Annotated in this window: 20 protein-coding genes; 10 read left to right on the top strand and 10 right to left on the bottom strand. The window is 53.1% G+C overall.

Going from position 1 to position 17218, the window contains the following annotated elements:
- Position 1: 1 nt before the first annotated feature.
- The 9 genes from AACY82_RS07385 to AACY82_RS07425 all read left to right on the top strand — a co-directional run bounded on the left by AACY82_RS07385 (position 2) and on the right by AACY82_RS07425 (position 6929).
- Positions 2 to 832 (top strand): SDR family oxidoreductase, encoded by an 831-nt coding sequence (locus AACY82_RS07385; RefSeq protein WP_339616146.1) that lies wholly within the window; start codon positions 2 to 4, stop codon positions 830 to 832.
- The gene (locus AACY82_RS07390; protein ID WP_339616147.1) at positions 829 to 1467 is read left to right on the top strand and encodes a hypothetical protein; all 639 of its coding nucleotides are present in this window, start codon (positions 829 to 831) and stop codon (positions 1465 to 1467) included. The genes AACY82_RS07385 and AACY82_RS07390 overlap by 4 nt, the downstream gene beginning before the upstream one ends.
- Before the next feature lie 17 nt (positions 1468 to 1484).
- Complete coding sequence (locus tag AACY82_RS07395; RefSeq protein WP_339616148.1) at positions 1485 to 2144, top strand: response regulator transcription factor; 660 nt, start codon at positions 1485 to 1487, stop codon at positions 2142 to 2144.
- Positions 2141 to 3499, top strand: coding sequence for an ATP-binding protein (locus AACY82_RS07400; RefSeq protein ID WP_339616149.1), 1359 nt, complete (start codon positions 2141 to 2143; stop codon positions 3497 to 3499). Before AACY82_RS07395 ends, AACY82_RS07400 begins: the two co-directional genes overlap by 4 nt.
- Complete coding sequence (locus tag AACY82_RS07405) at positions 3496 to 3840, top strand: cupredoxin domain-containing protein (RefSeq protein WP_339616150.1); 345 nt, start codon at positions 3496 to 3498, stop codon at positions 3838 to 3840. The genes AACY82_RS07400 and AACY82_RS07405 overlap by 4 nt, the downstream gene beginning before the upstream one ends.
- 2 nt (positions 3841 to 3842) lie before the next feature.
- The gene (locus AACY82_RS07410; RefSeq protein ID WP_339616151.1) at positions 3843 to 4634 is read left to right on the top strand and encodes an FTR1 family protein; all 792 of its coding nucleotides are present in this window, start codon (positions 3843 to 3845) and stop codon (positions 4632 to 4634) included.
- The gene (locus tag AACY82_RS07415; protein ID WP_339616152.1) at positions 4624 to 5316 is read left to right on the top strand and encodes a hypothetical protein; all 693 of its coding nucleotides are present in this window, start codon (positions 4624 to 4626) and stop codon (positions 5314 to 5316) included. Before AACY82_RS07410 ends, AACY82_RS07415 begins: the two co-directional genes overlap by 11 nt.
- A gap of 393 nt (positions 5317 to 5709) precedes the next feature.
- Entirely contained in the window at positions 5710 to 6204 is a 495-nt protein-coding gene (locus tag AACY82_RS07420; protein WP_339616153.1) for a peptidylprolyl isomerase, read from the top strand.
- A gap of 2 nt (positions 6205 to 6206) precedes the next feature.
- Positions 6207 to 6929: a UDP-2,3-diacylglucosamine diphosphatase gene (locus AACY82_RS07425; protein ID WP_339616154.1), complete on the top strand. Its 723-nt coding sequence runs from the start codon at positions 6207 to 6209 to the stop codon at positions 6927 to 6929.
- Positions 6930 to 6985: 56 nt separating this feature from the next.
- On the opposite strand, the gene AACY82_RS07430 is transcribed toward AACY82_RS07425, so the two are convergent.
- From AACY82_RS07430 to AACY82_RS07455, 6 genes are all read right to left on the bottom strand, one after another.
- Positions 6986 to 8149 (bottom strand): patatin-like phospholipase family protein, encoded by a 1164-nt coding sequence (locus AACY82_RS07430; RefSeq protein WP_339616155.1) that lies wholly within the window; start codon positions 8147 to 8149, stop codon positions 6986 to 6988.
- Between the two features lie 169 nt (positions 8150 to 8318).
- Complete coding sequence (locus tag AACY82_RS07435) at positions 8319 to 9920, bottom strand: AMP-binding protein (protein ID WP_339616156.1); 1602 nt, start codon at positions 9918 to 9920, stop codon at positions 8319 to 8321.
- 79 nt (positions 9921 to 9999) lie between these two features.
- Complete coding sequence (locus AACY82_RS07440; protein WP_339616157.1) at positions 10000 to 10575, bottom strand: CoA pyrophosphatase; 576 nt, start codon at positions 10573 to 10575, stop codon at positions 10000 to 10002.
- Complete coding sequence (locus AACY82_RS07445; protein ID WP_339616158.1) at positions 10568 to 10879, bottom strand: YqfO family protein; 312 nt, start codon at positions 10877 to 10879, stop codon at positions 10568 to 10570. The genes AACY82_RS07440 and AACY82_RS07445 overlap by 8 nt, the downstream gene beginning before the upstream one ends.
- A 76-nt stretch (positions 10880 to 10955) precedes the next feature.
- Positions 10956 to 12128 carry a phosphoglycerate dehydrogenase gene (locus AACY82_RS07450; RefSeq protein WP_339616159.1) on the bottom strand — a complete coding sequence of 391 codons (1173 nt, stop codon included), beginning with the start codon at positions 12126 to 12128 and terminating at the stop codon, positions 10956 to 10958.
- An 82-nt stretch (positions 12129 to 12210) separates the two neighbouring features.
- Positions 12211 to 13329, bottom strand: coding sequence for a phosphoserine transaminase (locus AACY82_RS07455; RefSeq protein ID WP_339616160.1), 1119 nt, complete (start codon positions 13327 to 13329; stop codon positions 12211 to 12213).
- Positions 13330 to 13576: 247 nt separating this feature from the next.
- Here AACY82_RS07455 and rrtA point away from each other — a divergent pair, with 247 nt between their 5' ends.
- Complete coding sequence (rrtA, locus tag AACY82_RS07460) at positions 13577 to 14176, top strand: rhombosortase (protein ID WP_339616161.1); 600 nt, start codon at positions 13577 to 13579, stop codon at positions 14174 to 14176.
- A gap of 141 nt (positions 14177 to 14317) precedes the next feature.
- Here rrtA and AACY82_RS07465 read toward each other — a convergent pair whose 3' ends face one another.
- From AACY82_RS07465 to AACY82_RS07480, 4 genes are all read right to left on the bottom strand, one after another.
- Complete coding sequence (locus AACY82_RS07465; RefSeq protein WP_339616162.1) at positions 14318 to 14821, bottom strand: hypothetical protein; 504 nt, start codon at positions 14819 to 14821, stop codon at positions 14318 to 14320.
- 44 nt (positions 14822 to 14865) lie between these two features.
- Positions 14866 to 15318 carry a regulatory protein RecX gene (locus tag AACY82_RS07470; RefSeq protein ID WP_339616163.1) on the bottom strand — a complete coding sequence of 151 codons (453 nt, stop codon included), beginning with the start codon at positions 15316 to 15318 and terminating at the stop codon, positions 14866 to 14868.
- Between the two features lie 114 nt (positions 15319 to 15432).
- Positions 15433 to 16476, bottom strand: a complete 1044-nt coding sequence (recA, locus tag AACY82_RS07475) for a recombinase RecA (RefSeq protein WP_339616164.1) — start codon at positions 16474 to 16476, stop codon at positions 15433 to 15435.
- A 154-nt stretch (positions 16477 to 16630) separates the two neighbouring features.
- Positions 16631 to 17134 (bottom strand): nicotinamide-nucleotide amidohydrolase family protein, encoded by a 504-nt coding sequence (locus AACY82_RS07480; protein WP_339616165.1) that lies wholly within the window; start codon positions 17132 to 17134, stop codon positions 16631 to 16633.
- Positions 17135 to 17218 lie beyond the last annotated feature (84 nt).

Genomic DNA, 17218 nt, shown 5'->3' on the forward strand with positions numbered 1-17218 from the left:
TATGTCATTGTTTCGCAATAAACTCATCGTTCTGACCGGCGCCACCGGCGGTATTGGTCAGGCCTTGGGGCGGCAACTCGCCGCTCAGGGCGCCACATTGATGCTGGTTGGACGCAACCGCAAATGCTTAGACGAGCTAGACACCACCTTACAAGTTCAGGCCAACGGGGGGCTCACCGTCGTCGCCGACTTGGCTACCGAGGCTGGACGCGCAACACTTAAACAGGCCGTTCGCTCGTTTGCACGACCGGTGGACATCTTAATCAACGGAGTCGGAGCAAGTTGCTTTGGTACGCTTGAGCAGTTGAGCGATGTCGAGATCGAACGCACCATACACACCAATGTTCTCACCCCCATCCTGATCACTCGTGCTTTGCTCGCAGAGCTCAACCCCAGCGGTGCGAGCATCGTAAACATAGGCTCAGTCTTTGGCTCAATTGGTTTTCCCGGTTTTTCACTTTACTGCGCCAGCAAATTTGCCCTACGTGGGTTTAACGAAGCCTTGCGGCGCGAGCTTGCCGATCGCCCTATCGATGTCCATTACATTGCGCCGCGTGCGACACGTACAGCAATGAACAGCGACAGCGTGAATGCCATGAACCGCGAACTAAACATCGCCATGGATAGTCCCGACTGTGTCGCCGCTGCGTGCTTAAAAACCATAAGCAAAAAACGCAAAGAGCGTTATATCGGCTGGCCAGAACGGCTGTTCGTTAAACTCAATCAGTGCTGGCCCGCCATTGTAGATATGGCTCTGGCGAGACAACTTCCCACGGTGCGTCGTTACGCGCAACGCCAAGAATCACCCCCACGTTCAGAGGTACAGCAATGACTCTAAAAACATTTTTAACACCCGCTTTAATAGCGTTGCTTGCAATCACACACAGCGCCAGCGCTGCAGATATCCAACCACTACAAATCAACTGGGCCGCTATCCAATATCAAATGCCCGAAGAAAAGCGCGAAGATGCGCTCAAAGCGCTGGCTGAGAATGCCGAGCAATTGGCCAACGAGAATCAAAACTGTGCGCCTTGCTGGATCTGGGCAGGCATCATTCGCAGTAGCTACGCGGGCGCCAAAGGCGGACTTGGTGCACTCGGTGAAGTAAAGGCAGCGCGCAAGCATCTAGAGCGAGCTATCGACATCGACCCAGGTGCACTAGACGGCTCGGCATATGCGAGCTTAGGTACGCTTTATTATAAAGTTCCCGGTTGGCCACTGGGCTTTGGTGATGATGACAAAGCTGAACTTATGCTAACAAAAGCACTGCAGTACAACCCAAATGGTATCGATCCAAATTATTTCTGGGGCGATTACCTGATAGAACAAAAACGTTACCCTGAAGCCCTAGAAGCACTAAAGAAAGCCTCTAATGCACCAGGCAGGCCAGACCGCCCAGCGGCCGATGCAGGGCGACGCAAAGAAGTCCAAGCGGCTATACTGAGGGCCGAGAATGCACTGAAGTAACTCAAGGTTAGATTGACATGCAGGTATTATTGGTCGAGGACGACGCCCTACTCGGCGAGGGCATCGTCTGCGCCCTCAAACAGGCAGGGTTTACCGTCAACTGGATTGACACGGGCCGCTATGCGTTAAGCTCGATCAAGGCAGAGCCCCCAGATATTGTATTGCTGGATCTGGGTTTGCCAGACATGGATGGGCTGAGCGTACTCAAGGCCATTAAAGCTCTAGCCTTACCAATACAAATTCTGATATTGACCGCTCGCGACGGTATTGAATATAAGGTGGCAGGGCTTGATGGTGGCGCTGACGACTACCTCACCAAACCGTTTGCACGCGAGGAGTTACTCGCTCGCCTGCGTGTTCTTGAACGCCGCTTAACAGATGCCTCTACCGCCGAAATATCGATTGGCGATGTCTGCCTATACACCGATAAGCACCGGGCGACCCTTGCTGGCAATGAGCTATCGCTGTCACGTCGCGAATACATGCTGCTAAAGGCATTGATGGAAAGTGCGGGCATTATCCAAACTAAAGAGCGACTGGAAAGCCAGCTATACAGCTGGGGGGAGCAAATCGCCAGCAACGCCATTGAGGTTCATATTCACAACCTGAGAAAAAAACTATCAGGCTCTTTCATTAAAACGGTTCGCGGCGTGGGCTATCAGGTTGATAAACCATGACATCCATACGTATTTTTCTTGTGGTACTGTTGATGGCGGTAGTCACGCTGGGTAACTTTATGGCGGCACTTCGCGGTTACCGGCAGAGCCTAGACGAAGCTCAGCGAGTATTTGATGAGCAGCTAGAACATCATTTAAGCCTGCTAGATTATGCTTTGACACAAAATGGCTCAGTCAAACCGTTGCCCGAAACAATAAACCCGCGCATGGCCTTTCAAATTACTACCACAAACCAAGAAGTGCTAGCTCACTCTAGCAACGTACCCGCGCAAACCATCTTGACCGCCCAAGCCGGGTTTAGCACCCATAATATTGGAGGCCATCGCTGGCACTTACTTACCCGCCCATCGAGCCGGAATGGCGTATGGCTGACCGTCGGCGAACGGGATGACTTACGCTTTCGTGTGGCAGAAGGTATGGCGCTACAAGCGATTTACCCAATGCTACTGATTTTGCCCATAACGGGACTCATTATATGGTTCGTGGTGGGCCTCGGTCTGCGACCGATCGCGCGGCTAACAAGCCAGCTGAGTCAGCGAGAAGCGACTGATCTGGCGCCAATCGATACCGACGATATGCCACGAGAGCTAGAAGCGTTGACCCATGCCACCAATGCCTTACTGGCCCGTTTGGAGGCATCATTCGAGCGAGAAAAACGGTTCTCCGCCGACACTGCCCACGAGCTGCGTACGCCAATTGCCGCAATGCAAATGCACCTTGAGAACTTGATCGACGACTGGTACAACCGTGGCCAATGCGCAGACACTACGCTGGATTATTTAAGCCGCAGCGTCAAGCGTATGCACTATTTGATAGAGCAAATCCTGACGCTGAATCGCACCGCGCCGGACCTTTACACGGCTCGTTTTGAGCCGGTCGAGCTACAAGCTCTGGTACGAGAAGTGGTGGCCCTAAATAGCCCGGCTATCGCACAAAAGCGCCATAATGTATCTGTTGTCGGACGAGCAACTACCGTACACGGTGACGGCCCAGCGCTGCAAACACTCGTCTCAAACTTGCTGGGCAACGCCATTAAGTACACCCCAGCCGACGGGCACATTACTATAAACGTAAACAACGTTAATGACCGAGCAATTCTGGAAGTCTCAGACAGCGGCCCCGGCATTGCGTCCGAACAACGAATCCGAATTTTTGACCGGTTTTATCGTCTTGGCGGAGACCGGCACAGCTCTCAAACGGAGGGCGTCGGTCTAGGGCTATCCATTGTCAAGCAGATCGCGGAGCTGCACCATGCGACGATCCAACTACATGATTCTCACTTCGACACAGGGCTTACGGTGCAAGTAACACTACCTATTAACGCTCGTTGCGAGCATCGAGGGGTAACCACATGAGACGCTGCTTCGCTAAAAGCATCACATCGCTGGGAGTATTATTGACAGTGTGTAGCGGCGCACTTGCTGGCAAGCCACCAGAATTCACACTGGAAATTAGAGACCATTTGTTTTTGCCCTCAGAACTTGTGATTCCAAGAGACACTAAAATTAAACTAATAGTCATTAATAGTGACCCGACCCCAGAAGAGTTTGAGAGCTACGAGCTCAACCGTGAAAAAGTCATCATGGGTGGCAGCAAGGGTGTAGTGTTCATCGGCCCCTTAGAGCCAGGAACTTACCCGTTTTTTGGCGAATTCTACCCAAAGACGGCCCAGGGCCTCATCAGAGTGGAGCCTTAACTATGTTGCACTCCGTTATTATTGTCCTGCGCGAGGTCCTTGAGGCATCGATGCTCATCAGTTTACTGCTCGCGGCGAGCGCTCACGTTGGGATCACTCGCGCATGGATCTGGTTGGCACTTGCCTTTGGCTTGACAGGAGCGTGGTTACTTTCACGCTTCGGTTCGAGCATCAGCTCCCTATTTGATGGCATGGGCCAAGAAACCGTTAACGTCATGCTACTTGGCTTGGTCATCGTCAGCCTTCTAAGTAACTGCGGGTTACTCCTAAAGCATATATTAAACAGACATTTACTAAAGCGTCCTTGGTGGCTATTGTGGTGCTCATTGGCTACCAGCTGTGCATTGAGCCGAGAAGGGTCAGAAATATTTATTTACGTTATCGGCTTTATGCAGGCCGGTCCAGAAGGACACCCAATCATGACGGGAGCGGCAATTGGGCTCGGGGTGGGAACCAGCATTGGCGCGGTTTTATACTACCTGCTTCGACTGACACCACTGCGAATATTTTACGTTGTGGCACCGATACTCATTACGCTAGTCGCTGCCGGGCAAGCGGTTGAAGCCGCGCGGGAATTAATCCAAAGCGGATGGTTAGAATCAGGCAAAAGGCTATGGGATAGCTCCTGGATTATCGCCGAAGACTCAGTGCTCGGCCAACTGCTATACGCTGGATTTGGTTACGAGGCCACCCCCAGCGCCACGCAGCTTATATTTTTTTCTTTTACTATCGCAGTACCTCTTACGCTAGCCCTGTATTGGCGATGGCAAGCGGGCGTCAACCATGCTGTATAAATTTTGTCTTGGGGCCACGGCACTAGCCGTAAACTGCTCCGTTTCTCTGGTTCAGGCGGACGTTGGCCACGTCTATCACCCTCAAGTGGACTACCTCGAAAAGGAAGTGGAGTATCAACGCCTCTGGCGAGACGATGGGGTCGATTTGCAAAGTGCTAGCTTTAGTTACGCTTGGCACCCTCGCTGGTCAGGTGAACTTTACCTGGTAAAAGATTTACTCACTCACACGGGAGGAAAAATAAAAGCGTACGAGGCTGAAGTAAAATGGCAGCTTACGGAGCAAGGTGAATACTGGGCTGACTGGGGCCTACTGTTTGAAGCTGGCCGCAGCAGAGACATTTCGCGCTACGAGACTGCGGTAGGCCTGCTTTGGGAAAAAGACTTGCCAGGGCGCTGGATAGGCACCATCAATGGCTTTGTCGAGTACGAGTTTGGCTCCGATATTGAGAGTGAGTGGGAAACATCGTTAAGCGCGCAGCTACGGTACCGACAAAGCCCTGCTTTCGAGCCTGCTTTTGAGATCTATTTAGATGATCAAGATTATGCCGCTGGCCCTGTCTGGGTAGGCCAGCAACGCTTTAGCGGACGCCAGCAGCTAAGGTGGGAGCTAGGCGCGCTCTTGTCGTTAAATAGCGCCACACCCGACACCCAATTCAAACTCTCTTTAGAATGGGAATTCTAAATGTTTCATTCAGCGTAAAAGTTACTGTCTTTACACGAGAGAACCCGATTGACACGACATCTGACTACAATCAATGGAATACTTGCGCAATCACGGGTAGCACCGAGCCAGACTCATAGGTGGAAATTGCTGAATAGGGTATAAGCTCTCCAGCAAGACTCTTAAGGGTGAGATAGCTAACACAGTTAAGATGCCATAATCTCAGGATAAATCGCGAACACAATCCGCCCTGCTCGCCTAACGCGCTAAAAATACCTCTTTTAAGTCTAAATATAGGCCCTAAGGGCCTAAAAAGCGCCTATCAATTGCGTCAACCAAGCCCTACATGGGTTCCGTAACCGGCCCCGACATCGTATCATTAGCGCCTTTTCAGGTAGACCTTAAGGAACCACTATGATTACCCTGCACACCAACTACGGCGATATAACGTTAGAGCTGGATTTTGACAACGCGCCCAAAAGCGCCACCAACTTCAAGCAATACGCCGAAGACGGCTTTTACAATGGCACCATTTTTCACCGCGTCATAGACGGCTTTATGATCCAGGGAGGTGGCATGGATGAAAACATGGAGCAAAAAGAAACTCGCGCCAGCATTGAAAACGAAGCGGACAACGGTCTGAAAAACCTGGCCGGCACCGTGGCTATGGCTCGCACCAACGATCCACACAGCGCCAGCTCGCAATTTTTTATCAATGTTCAGGACAACGACTTTTTGAACCACTCGGGCAAAAATGCTCAAGGTTGGGGCTACTGCGTATTTGGCAAAGTGACCGACGGCATGGACGTAGTCAACAAAATCCGCACCGTTAAAACTGGCAGTAAAGGCTTTCATCAAGACGTACCGGTCGACACCATCTTGATCGAAAACGTCACAGTAAACGGCTAGATATGAGCACACTGTTCATATCAGACCTACACCTGCACACAGCCCAGCCGGCTGCCGTGCAGGCGTTTTATACCTTCTTGGCGGGCCGGGCACGCAGCGCCCAAGCGCTGTATATACTGGGCGATTTCTTTGACGCCTGGATCGGCGATGATGACGACGAGCCACTGGGGCACGAGGTCGCCGCCAAATTACGCGAGCTTGCCAACAGCGGCGTTGACATTTATTTGATGCCTGGCAACCGGGACTTTGTACTGGGCGATGTGTTTGCCGCCCGTGCGGGTGCCACCATGCTGACGGACCCAACCGTCATCGACCTGTACGGCCAAACCACGGTTTTGTTGCACGGTGACAGTTTATGCACCCGCGACCAAGCTTACATGGCCTTGCGTGCGCAATTGCGCTCACCCGAGTGGCAAGCGCAAGCGCTGGCACAGCCGCTACAAGTGCGCCGCGCGATGGCCGAGCAATTGCGGGCAAAAAGTAAAACCATGAACAGCTCAAAGCCCGAGGACATTATGGATGTTACCCCAGAGGCAGTGGTTGAGCTTTTACGGGAAAATAACGCCAGCTTAATGATTCACGGCCATACCCATCGGCCCGAGCGCCACCCCCTGACGGTAGATGAACAACCTGCCGAGCGTATTGTGCTGGGCGACTGGCACGACAATGCGTGGTGCTTAGTCGCCAACGAGGACGCTCTGACGCTTGAGCACTGGCCTATTTAAGTGGCAACAACTGACTAACGCTCACCGCTAAGCCACCTGTCATCCCCAACCTAACACTAGAGTTGGGGATTTTTTTGCCCTGTAAAAAATGCCTCGACGCTCGCCGACTCCCACATAGTGTCTTGATACCCCAGCTCCATCAGCTCGCTAATAAACGGGTTAGCAAACAACAAGTAGCTGGCAGCAGTCGCGCCGCCACTTTTGGTGGTCGCGCCAATAGCACGCAAAAAGAATCGTACACTGCGGGGCAAGTAGCGCACTTTGCGCCCGGCAATAGCATCAACCCCTTTACTGGGCGAGACAATCATATTGCGCACCGGTTTTAACCCGAGGTTTTGCTCGGCCCGAACCTCGGGGGGAATAAGCTCGAGCAGGTGATTAAGCCGCTCCATATGCTCGATATCATTCTCTAACGCATCGACAAACGCACTGTTAAGCAAATGCCCTACAATCTGCGCCATTGAGGGGGAGTGCCGCACCGGCATAACGGCTTTATTAAGGCCGCGACTAGGGCTGCGGTTACCACTGACCCCAATCACAAACAGCGAATCCGCCCCCAAGTGCAGCGCCGGACTAATGGGGGCCAGTTGCCGCAGCGCGCCATCGCCGTAATACTCTTGAGCAATACGCACGGTAGGAAAGATAGTTGGAATGGCCGAAGAGGCAAGTAAGTGCTCAAGCCGAATATCGGTGGGCACGCCAGCGCGACGAAACCGTTTCCAGCCAGCGAGCTCCTCTTGCCCCTGAAAAAAGCTCACCGAGCGGCCCGAGCTATAACCCATGGCGGTAATAGAAACCGCGTGTAGTTTGCTTGCCTCAATATTGCGCGCGATATTGGCAAAGTCTATTTTTTTGGCCAGTAAATCCCACAAAGGAGCGTTATCCAGCAAGCTTAACGGCCGCTGTCGGCCCACCCCCTCATTAAACAGCGAGAGAAAGATTCGCCCAAAGCCTTTGCCAAAGTCAGACCAACCGTGACGATACACATCGCCAATGGATAAGCCCTGCCAAATCTCGGCAAGCTCGGTCACCGACTCGCGAAAGTTACCCGGGTGGGCCGCCAGGGCAATGGCATTAATAGCGCCGGCGGAGGTGCCGCAAATAACGGGGAAAGGGTTAACGGTGTCGGCGGGCAGTATCTCGGCAAGCGCCTGCAACACCCCCACCTGATACGCGGCGCGTGCGCCACCGCCGGACAAAATAAGTGCCGTGCGACTCATACGGCACTCATCGGTTTAAAAGAAAACGTTACGTCACTAAACGCATTAAGAGCCACATGCAAAAAAATCAAATCTACCATTGTGTTATTACATCAGTGCCTGTGCTGCGATTTGTATTTCTTGGTGGCAAGCAATACGTTTATTGATTGAGGGCGGTTACGCTAGATAACTATTTCAGCTCGCGACGCAGCACTTTACCCACATTCGTCTTGGGCAGCTCATCACGAAACTCAACCGAGCTCGGAACCTTATACGCGGTTAGCGATTGCCGCGCAAACTCCCGCACCTGTTTTTCAGTTAACGCCGAATTAGTGCTGACCACAAAAGCTTTCACCAGTTCTCCGCTTTCTTCGTCTTCCATGCCGACAACTGCCGCTTCGATAATATCTGGATGCTCAGCCAACGCGTCTTCAACCTCGTTAGGAAAGACTTTAAAGCCCGAGACGTTAATCATATCTTTTTTGCGATCGACAATTTTGACGTAACCGTCGGCGTCAATAGTCGCGATATCGCCGGTTTTAAACCAGCCCTGTGCATCAATAGCTTCGGCGGTCGCATCGGAGCGCTGCCAGTACCCTTTCATCACCTGCGGCCCTTTGACACACAGCTCACCGGCCTCACCGACGGGTAGCTCGCTGCCCTCTTCGTCGATCACTTTAACCTGAGTTTGCGGCACGGGCAGCCCCACCGTCCCCAAACGAATACCGTAGCGCGGGTTAATACAAACCACCGGCGAGGTTTCGGTAAGACCGTAGCCCTCACACACAGGCGTGCCGGTTACCTCCTCCCACTGTTTGGCAGCGTGATGGGTTAACGCCATACCACCGGACGACGACAAACGCATATGGCTAAAATCCAATGCGCGAAAATCCTCGTTGCGGCACAGAGCATTAAACAGGGTGTTAAGCCCCACAAAACACGTAAAAGGCACCCCCTTTAGCGCTTTAGCAAAACCCGGAATATCCCGCGGATTAGGAATCAGAAGATTCTCATTACCCAGCGAAAAGGCGCACATGCAGTGAATGGTGTAGGCGTAAATATGATAAAGCGGTAATGGTGCAATAAAAATGTCTTGGTTTTTACGAAACACATCGCCCATCTGCTGATTGACCTGCAGCATATTAGCCACGAGGTTGTGGTGAGTCAGCATCGCGCCTTTCGCGACCCCGGTCGTGCCGCCGGTGTACTGCAAAATAGCGACGTCTTCTGGGGTGGCATGGTGGGGCTGAACCTCGGCCTTAGTTGCCTTCATCACCGACTTAAAGGAGCGGCTCGAGGCAAAACTAAACGCCGGCACCAGCTTTTTAATGTACTTAACGACCGAGTTAATCAACAACGATTTAAGCGGCGGGTGTAAATCGGCAAGCTCGGTAACAATCACCTCTTCTACATCGGTCTCGGCCACCACATCCGCCGCCGCACTGGCCACGTTTGCCAACACCACCAGCGCCCGAGCGCCCGAATCCGTTAGTTGGTGTTTTAACTCCGAGGAGGTATACAACGGGTTGGTGTTAACCACAATCATACCGGCGCGCAACGCACCAAACACAACCACAGGGTACTGCAGCACATTAGGCAACTGGACGGCGATGCGATCACCGGGCTTTAAATTGGTTTTTTGTTGCAAGAAGGCCGCAAAGCGACCGGATAAATGCTCGACCTCGCGAAAGGTCAACGTATGACCCAGACAAGTAAATGCCGGACTGTCGGCAAACTGACTACAGGTTTCGGTGAACACCTCCACCACGGTGCGATTACAATCTAATGTCATACCGCCTAACTCCCAGTTTTTGTTATCGGGCCTCCAACGATCATACCTGATGCCCCTCCCCGATTATAGACCAACCGGATCAGCCGGGGGGAGCCAAAAACAGAGCCGCCACCTCAGTGGCCAACACCGCGGTTAACCCCCAAATGTTTTTGCCCTCATGGAGGTAAGCGGGCAATTGGTATCGCACCCCATGCCGCTCGATGGTACCGAGCCGGTCCGCCTGAGCGGCTTGAAACAGTGTTAAAGGCGCATGAAAAATCGAGCTTAACTCGCTGGGGTCGGCCACTAACGCAGCGCCCGGCGCAATTTGTGCCACCACCGCTGTTACCCGGACGCCAGCGAGAGTATGGCGGGCCGGTAAGGCGCCCAGCAGAGCCACCCGATCGGGGCTTAAGCGAGTTTCTTCATGGGCCTCACGCAGCGCGGTATCGATAAGATCGCGGTCAACAGGCTCAAATTTACCGCCGGGAAACGCCACTTCGGAAGGATGGCTCCATAAATGCGCCGCGCGCTCGGTAAGTATGACCTCTACCGTCTCGGACCGTTCGACAAGACCAATCAGTACCGCCGCCTCACCGCGACTCGGGCGATATTGGCGCAATTCATCTAAGGAGTGAAGTTGGCGTGCGAGCGCACGCCAACGATGTTTAGACATCGGCGAGCGGCCAGATATCATAGGCGGGTTCTTCAAAGGGGTGAGCGGCGATCAAGGCCTGCTTTGCGGCGCGAATATGTGCGGCGCTGCAGACCAACTCGACTCGCCACTCGGGCTCGCGACTGAGTTGGCCCTGCTCACCGGTAAACGGCTGGCTGCCAGAAAGAGGCCGAAACTGCCCCTCACCAAGGGTTTGCCAGCAACATTGATCGTAGTCACCAATTTTACCGGCACCGGCGGCAAACACCGCGTGTTTAACCGCCTCTAGGTGTGACTCCGGTACAAAAAACACAAACTTGTACATAGGTATTTACAACGCTGGATGGACGCAATTATCGGCATTCGTTACCTGCTGCCCATCCCGCGTTTTCCACTCTTTCTTAGATGACTCGCACGGTGATTACGTGCTCGACGGCTTTAATAGCGGCGACCACATCGTCGGCCGGTGCTTGCTCAACATCGATAATGTTGTAGGCAATGTCACCACGGCTTTTGTTCACCATATCCACCACGTTGACGCTATTGTCAGCTAACACCGACAGCACATGGCCCAGCACGCCCGAGACGTTATCGTTGCAAAAGGTAATACGCGCGCCCGGCCCCGAGCGCTCCATTTGCACCGCCGGGAAGTTGACCGAGTTTCTGATGTTGCCATTTTCCAGGTAATCCATCAGTTGATCGGCACCCATAATGGCGCAGTTCTCTTCGGCCTCGGCGGTGCTGGCACCGATGTGCGGCATGGCGTATACATCATCGCGGCCCAGCAAGATGGGCTCGGGGAAATCGCAAATGTACATGCGCAGTTTTTTCGCATCCAGGCTCTGCACCACAGCTGCGGCATCGACAATGGCCTCGCGGGCAAAGTTAAGCAGCACCGCGCCTTCTTTCACCGATTTAAGCGACTCTTCGTTAATTAGATGATGGGTCGCCTCGATCGCCGGTACATGTAGCGTCACGTAATCGCAGCGCGCCAACAACGACTGTAAGTTCTCAGCCCTGGCTACTTGGCTCGGCAAGCGCCATGCGGCCTCGACCGACAGAGCCGGATCGTAGCCGATTACTTTCATGCCTAATGCCAGCGCGGTATCGGCAATCAGTGAGCCAATTGCGCCCAAGCCGACAATCCCCAAGGTTTTACCGGTAAGCTCGCTGCCGGCAAAGTTGGATTTTTGCTTTTCCATCAAGGCGCTCATTTCGGCGGCATCGGTCATTTCCGTGAGCGATTGGGCCCAGTTCATACCGGGAATAATACCGCGCGAGCCAAGCAACATACCGGACAACACCAGCTCTTTTACCGCATTGGCGTTAGCGCCTGGGGCGTTAAATACTACCACCCCTTTTTTGCTGTACTCGGCAACCGGCACATTATTAGTACCAGCACCGGCGCGCGCCACGGCTTTTACAGACTCGGGCAGCGCTTCGTCGTGCAACTTATGGCTGCGCAAAATATAACCATCGGGCGAATTAATATCGCTGGCGACTTCGTACTTAGAGCGGTCGAAACGGTCTAAGCCTTTGACTGAAATTTTGTTGTAGGTTTTGATCTTGTACATAGCTATTTCCAATGTCTAGGAATGAGACATTTAAGGGCGCGGCCGACCGCGCCCTGTGAGGTTTGTTTGTGCTTAAGGCAGTTTAGGCGCTGATAACTTGCTTATAGCCCCACTCAAGCCACGGCATCAAAGCCTTAAGATCGGCCGCCTCGACGGTGGCACCACACCAAATTCGCAGCCCAGGAGGCGCATCGCGATAAGCGCCGATGTCGTAAGCAACGCCTTCTTTATCTAACAGCTTAACCAGCGCTTTGACTTGATCTTCGGTCGCGTCGAGCTTAAAGCACACGCTAGTGTTAGAGCGGGTGGCTTTATCGGCGGCCAAGAATTCGATCCAATCGTTGGCGGCGACAAACTCTTCTAATACCGCTAAGTTTGCTTCGCTGCGAGCGATGGCCGCTTTGGTGCCGCCGATGGACTCAACCCAATCCAGCGCATCCAGGTAATCGGCCACGCACAACATAGAGGGCGTGTTGATGGTCGCGCCTTCAAAAATACCTTCAATCAGCTTGCCGCCCTTGGTCATACGGAACAGCTTAGGCATAGGCCAGGGCGGTGTATAAGTCTCTAACCGCTCAACTGCACGGGGCCCCAAAATCAGCACACCGTGAGCGCCCTCACCGCCCAGCACTTTCTGCCAGCTAAAGGTGATAACGTCGAGCTTCTCCCAAGGCAGCTCCATGGCAAACACCGCCGAGGTGGCATCGCAAATGGTCAAGCCTTCACGGTCGTCGGCAATCCAGTCACCGTTGGGCACTTTTACGCCCGAGGTGGTGCCGTTCCAGGTAAAAATCACATCGTGATCAAAATTGGGCTTGGTCAAATCTGGCAGCTCGCCGTAATCGGCCTCAAGCGCCGTGACATTGTCCAGCTTAAGCTGCTTAGTCACATCGGTGAGCCAGCCTTTACCAAACGACTCCCACTGCATTACATCCACCGGGCGCTGACCCAGCATCGACCACATGGCCATCTCAACGGCACCAGTATCAGAGCCGGCGACAATGCCCACGCGATAGCCCTCGGGCAACCCCAGCATTTTAGCGGTCTGCTCACACGCACGGCCGAGCGCCGCTTTGCCCAAGCTTGAGCGGTGTGAGCGACCTAACGTTGCAAGGTCTAGCTGGTTAACGTCGTAGCCCGGACGTTTGCTGCAGGGGCCAGATGAGAAGTTAGGGTTTTGCGGTTTCACCGATGGTTGCATAGCAATCCTCTGAGTTCAGTCGGGATGATAGGCGCACACCCACCTATGGCAAGCTCCCTGTGCGGGAATGTCATCTGGGCATGTGTATGAAAATTGGGCGCTGATTATGCCAGTTAGCGCGCATGCGGTCTATGGGGGCAGTAACAGACATCTCCACCCGGCAGGTTAACCGTAGTGCCACCAGCAAGAGATACTTCATGGCGCTGCAACGTGTATTCACAGGCCATATTTACGCTATAGTAACGTCATGCGTTCACGACATCTTGCAATCGCCTTATTTATGGTCTCCAGTGCCCTATTGATATTGGGCCTCACCCTTGTTGCTGAAAACATTAATCCAGCACTGCAATATCAACGCTCTGCCATCGGCCAGTGGCATATTTGGCGCCTGCTAACCGCTCACGTGGTGCACCTTAACCTGATACATGCGCTGCTTAACCTAGCGGGGCTTTGGCTCATTATTTTTTGGGTTGGAATCGAGCGCAGCCGGCGCTCTTGGATAACAGCCGGCGTTTTAATCGCCCTGAGCATTTCCCTCGCAATGTATATTTGGCAGCCCAACATTAGCTACTATGTCGGGTTATCGGGAGTGCTGCATGGCTTATTAGTATTTGGACTCGCACCACTGTGCGCGCAAAACCAACCGGCAGGCTGGGCGGGGATTATCGCCATTATTATTAAACTCTGTTACGAGCAGATTATTCCCAGCGGCAATAGTGCTACCGAGGTATTAATTGCCGGGCCAGTAGTTTCCATCGCGCATGTTTACGGGGCCTTAAGCGGTGCCGTGTTAGCGTTTTTATGGGCTTTAGGCAGCAAATTCAAACGTCACGCTAACGACCTTTGACCCGCGCTTTAACGTGGGGCTGAACAGGACCTTCCCTAAACCATAAGTTGCAGGCCCATTTCTCGCCGCGCTGCACGGGTAAGCCCCCGTGCAAGCTATGCGGATGCCTTTTATTAGAACCTGGGTAACAATTGTAAAACATTACCATTCGGCCGCGCCGCGCTGCGCTGCGACGTCAAGCCCTAGCGCCGGAAACCCAGTGGCCCCACCTGTGTCGACATCATTAAGATACAACAGGCAAGTCACCAAACGCTGACCACCCTTTTTCATGCAGCGCTGGCCGCGCTCGGTTTCAGGGTCCCATGCATCAAAATGTGCTGCGTACTCTTGGGTCGGCTCGTAGTGAATCATTTGCAGTGATTCGGCATGGCTCAGTGGAATTCCCACCAATTTACTCACCCGTACCGATAACCCGGATACCACTCGATTAGCATGATGTTTAATCCAGCAATTGCGACCACTGCGGCCGGCACTCGCGACACCACCTGCGGCACCGCTGACCAACGCCTGCTTAAACTGAGCGCGCGCCATGACTTTTAAGGTGTCGATCTCCAGACTCGATAAATAGTCGTCAAATAGCGCAACATAAGGCTCTTGATTGACCACTACGGCCGTTGGGTGCTCTTTAGGTAAGGGTAGCGTCACGACTCAATAGCCTTAATGATATTTTTACTTATTATGATTTGATATCACATTAATTCGCCAATATGCGCCATAGAAAAACCGCGGTATTGCAAAAAGCGCATCCGCTTGGCTTTATCTTTGTAATCTTGCACAGGGTGCGGAAATTTACGGCTGAGAATCTCCTCCGCCAAACTTACCCAATCGGTTTCATTCTCCGCCAAGGCATCGGCAATCACCGTACTGGCTACCCCTTTTTGCTGCAGCTCCCGGCTAATCCGCTCAGGACCACGCCCTTTACCAATGCTGCTGCGCACAAACATCCCAGCAAAGCGTTCATCGTTTAAATAACCAAGCTCACTCACCCACGCGATTGTCTCTTCCGTGCGCTGAGGGTCGGAAAACTTATGTAGCAGCTTGTGTCGCAACTCGTAGCACGAGTGCTCACGCCGGGCCAACGAACCCAACGCGCTATTGCGCATCTTGGTTGTCAGTTGCTCTGGCGTTATATCAGTATTCACATCGCGCCCCTGATGTTCGCTCACCGTATTTTCTACACAATGACACTCGGCAATACATAACAGTAAACACAAAAAAGCCGCACTAAATGCGGCTTTTTTAAACAGTACTGACGGTTAGGCTTCTTGCTCCTGCTCTTTTTCGACGACCTCGCCTTCAACAGGTTTTTCGGCTGTGCCTAGCATCTCAGCGCGCACTCGGCCCTCAAGCTCTTTGGCCACATCGGGGTTCTCCTGTAAAAACTTAACCACATTGTTTTTACCCTGGCCAATTTTATCACCGTTGTAGCTATACCAAGAGCCGGCTTTATCCACCATGCCCAGCTTAACACCACAGTCGATAACCTCGCCCAAACGGTTAATACCCTGACCGTACAGAATCTGAAACTCGGCCTGCTTAAACGGCGGCGCCACTTTGTTTTTAACCACCTTAACGCGAGTTTCCGAACCGGTAACTTCATCGCCATCTTTTACCGAGCCAATCCGGCGGATATCAAGACGTACTGATGAGTAAAATTTAAGCGCGTTGCCGCCGGTCGTGGTCTCGGGGCTACCGAACATAACACCGATTTTCATACGAATTTGGTTAATAAAAATCACCAAACAATTGGCGTTTTTAATATTACCGGTGATTTTACGCAACGCTTGCGACATCAAGCGCGCCTGCAAGCCAACGTGATGATCACCCATCTCGCCTTCAATTTCGGCCTTGGGCGTTAGTGCCGCCACCGAATCAACTACCAGTACATCAACGGCGCCCGAGCGCACCAGCATATCGGACACTTCCAAGGCCTGCTCGCCGGTATCGGGCTGCGAAATAATCAGCTCATCGACTTTTACACCGAGTTTCTCGGCGTAAATTGGGTCTAGGGCGTGCTCGGCATCAATAAAGGCGCAGTTACCGCCAGCACGTTGCGCCTCGGCAATTACTTGCAGCGTTAAGGTGGTTTTACCGGACGATTCGGGGCCGTAAATTTCGACAATTCGCCCTTTAGGCAGACCGCCAATACCCAGTGCCACATCTAGGCCGAGAGAACCAGTAGAAATAGCGGGAATCGCCACATGCTCACGGTCACCCATGCGCATCACGGTACCTTTACCAAACTGACGTTCGATCTGACTCAAAGCCGCTTGTAGCGCCTTCTCTTTATTCGCATCCATATGACACACCTCAACGTTAAATTCAAAATTCGCGTATCGCCTGTTATCGTTGTGACCCACATTTAAAGCGCTGGGTTCATTGTCAGGCTATGCTAGCGAGCATACAGTAAAAGCCTGTATAAGAAAACAGTACTATTGATTTATACAGTAGTATTTACACTTTCGCCAACCTCACCAGCTCACGCAGCGCGGTTACACAGGCCTGATGTCGCACCTGAGCCCGATCCCCTTGGTAAACATAGCACTCTGAGACAATTGCGCCCGTCGCATCAGCCCAGGCAAACCATACCGTGCCCACAGGTTTATCTCGCGTGCCGCCATCGGGCCCGGCAACACCGCTGACAGCTACCGCCAACTGGGCACCGCTGGCCGCCTGCGCGCCCGCCACCATTTGCTCGACCACGACACGACTAACAGCGCCCTCTTGCACAAGAACGTCCTCTTTAACCCCCAGCAAACGCGCTTTCGCGCTGTTAGCGTAGGTCACAAACCCCACCTCAAACCACTGCGAGCTGCCCGCCACAGCGGTAATCGCACTGGCCACGCCGCCGCCCGTGCACGACTCAGCGGTGCTTACCCGCCAACCGCGCTCGGCCAAATGCGCGCCTAACTCAGCGGCCAAATGTTGCAGCGTCGCATCCGCTTTAGCCTCAGACATAATGACTCCTTTACGGTAAACCCTCAGCGGCTACCGACTAATCAACGGTTAATGGTGGCCTAAGGTATTCCGGGCCTTCATTCA

It is taken from the genome of uncultured Gilvimarinus sp., assembly GCF_963972205.1.
Classification (GTDB): domain Bacteria; phylum Pseudomonadota; class Gammaproteobacteria; order Pseudomonadales; family Cellvibrionaceae; genus Gilvimarinus; species Gilvimarinus japonicus.

Bases quoted from the DNA above. Each gene is read 5' to 3' on its own strand.
- AACY82_RS07385 (WP_339616146.1), top strand. From the start codon at position 2: ATGTCATTGTTTCGCAATAAACTCATCGTTCTGACCGGCGCCACCGGC.
- AACY82_RS07390 (WP_339616147.1), top strand. From the start codon at position 829: ATGACTCTAAAAACATTTTTAACACCCGCTTTAATAGCGTTGCTTGCA.
- AACY82_RS07395 (WP_339616148.1), top strand. From the start codon at position 1,485: ATGCAGGTATTATTGGTCGAGGACGACGCCCTACTCGGCGAGGGCATC.
- AACY82_RS07400 (WP_339616149.1), top strand. From the start codon at position 2,141: ATGACATCCATACGTATTTTTCTTGTGGTACTGTTGATGGCGGTAGTC.
- AACY82_RS07405 (WP_339616150.1), top strand. From the start codon at position 3,496: ATGAGACGCTGCTTCGCTAAAAGCATCACATCGCTGGGAGTATTATTG.
- AACY82_RS07410 (WP_339616151.1), top strand. From the start codon at position 3,843: ATGTTGCACTCCGTTATTATTGTCCTGCGCGAGGTCCTTGAGGCATCG.
- AACY82_RS07415 (WP_339616152.1), top strand. From the start codon at position 4,624: ATGCTGTATAAATTTTGTCTTGGGGCCACGGCACTAGCCGTAAACTGC.
- AACY82_RS07420 (WP_339616153.1), top strand. From the start codon at position 5,710: ATGATTACCCTGCACACCAACTACGGCGATATAACGTTAGAGCTGGAT.
- AACY82_RS07425 (WP_339616154.1), top strand. From the start codon at position 6,207: ATGAGCACACTGTTCATATCAGACCTACACCTGCACACAGCCCAGCCG.
- AACY82_RS07430 (WP_339616155.1), bottom strand. From the start codon at position 8,149: ATGAGTCGCACGGCACTTATTTTGTCCGGCGGTGGCGCACGCGCCGCG.
- AACY82_RS07435 (WP_339616156.1), bottom strand. From the start codon at position 9,920: ATGACATTAGATTGTAATCGCACCGTGGTGGAGGTGTTCACCGAAACC.
- AACY82_RS07440 (WP_339616157.1), bottom strand. From the start codon at position 10,575: ATGTCTAAACATCGTTGGCGTGCGCTCGCACGCCAACTTCACTCCTTA.
- AACY82_RS07445 (WP_339616158.1), bottom strand. From the start codon at position 10,879: ATGTACAAGTTTGTGTTTTTTGTACCGGAGTCACACCTAGAGGCGGTT.
- AACY82_RS07450 (WP_339616159.1), bottom strand. From the start codon at position 12,128: ATGTACAAGATCAAAACCTACAACAAAATTTCAGTCAAAGGCTTAGAC.
- AACY82_RS07455 (WP_339616160.1), bottom strand. From the start codon at position 13,329: ATGCAACCATCGGTGAAACCGCAAAACCCTAACTTCTCATCTGGCCCC.
- rrtA (WP_339616161.1), top strand. From the start codon at position 13,577: ATGCGTTCACGACATCTTGCAATCGCCTTATTTATGGTCTCCAGTGCC.
- recA (WP_339616164.1), bottom strand. From the start codon at position 16,476: ATGGATGCGAATAAAGAGAAGGCGCTACAAGCGGCTTTGAGTCAGATC.
- AACY82_RS07480 (WP_339616165.1), bottom strand. From the start codon at position 17,134: ATGTCTGAGGCTAAAGCGGATGCGACGCTGCAACATTTGGCCGCTGAG.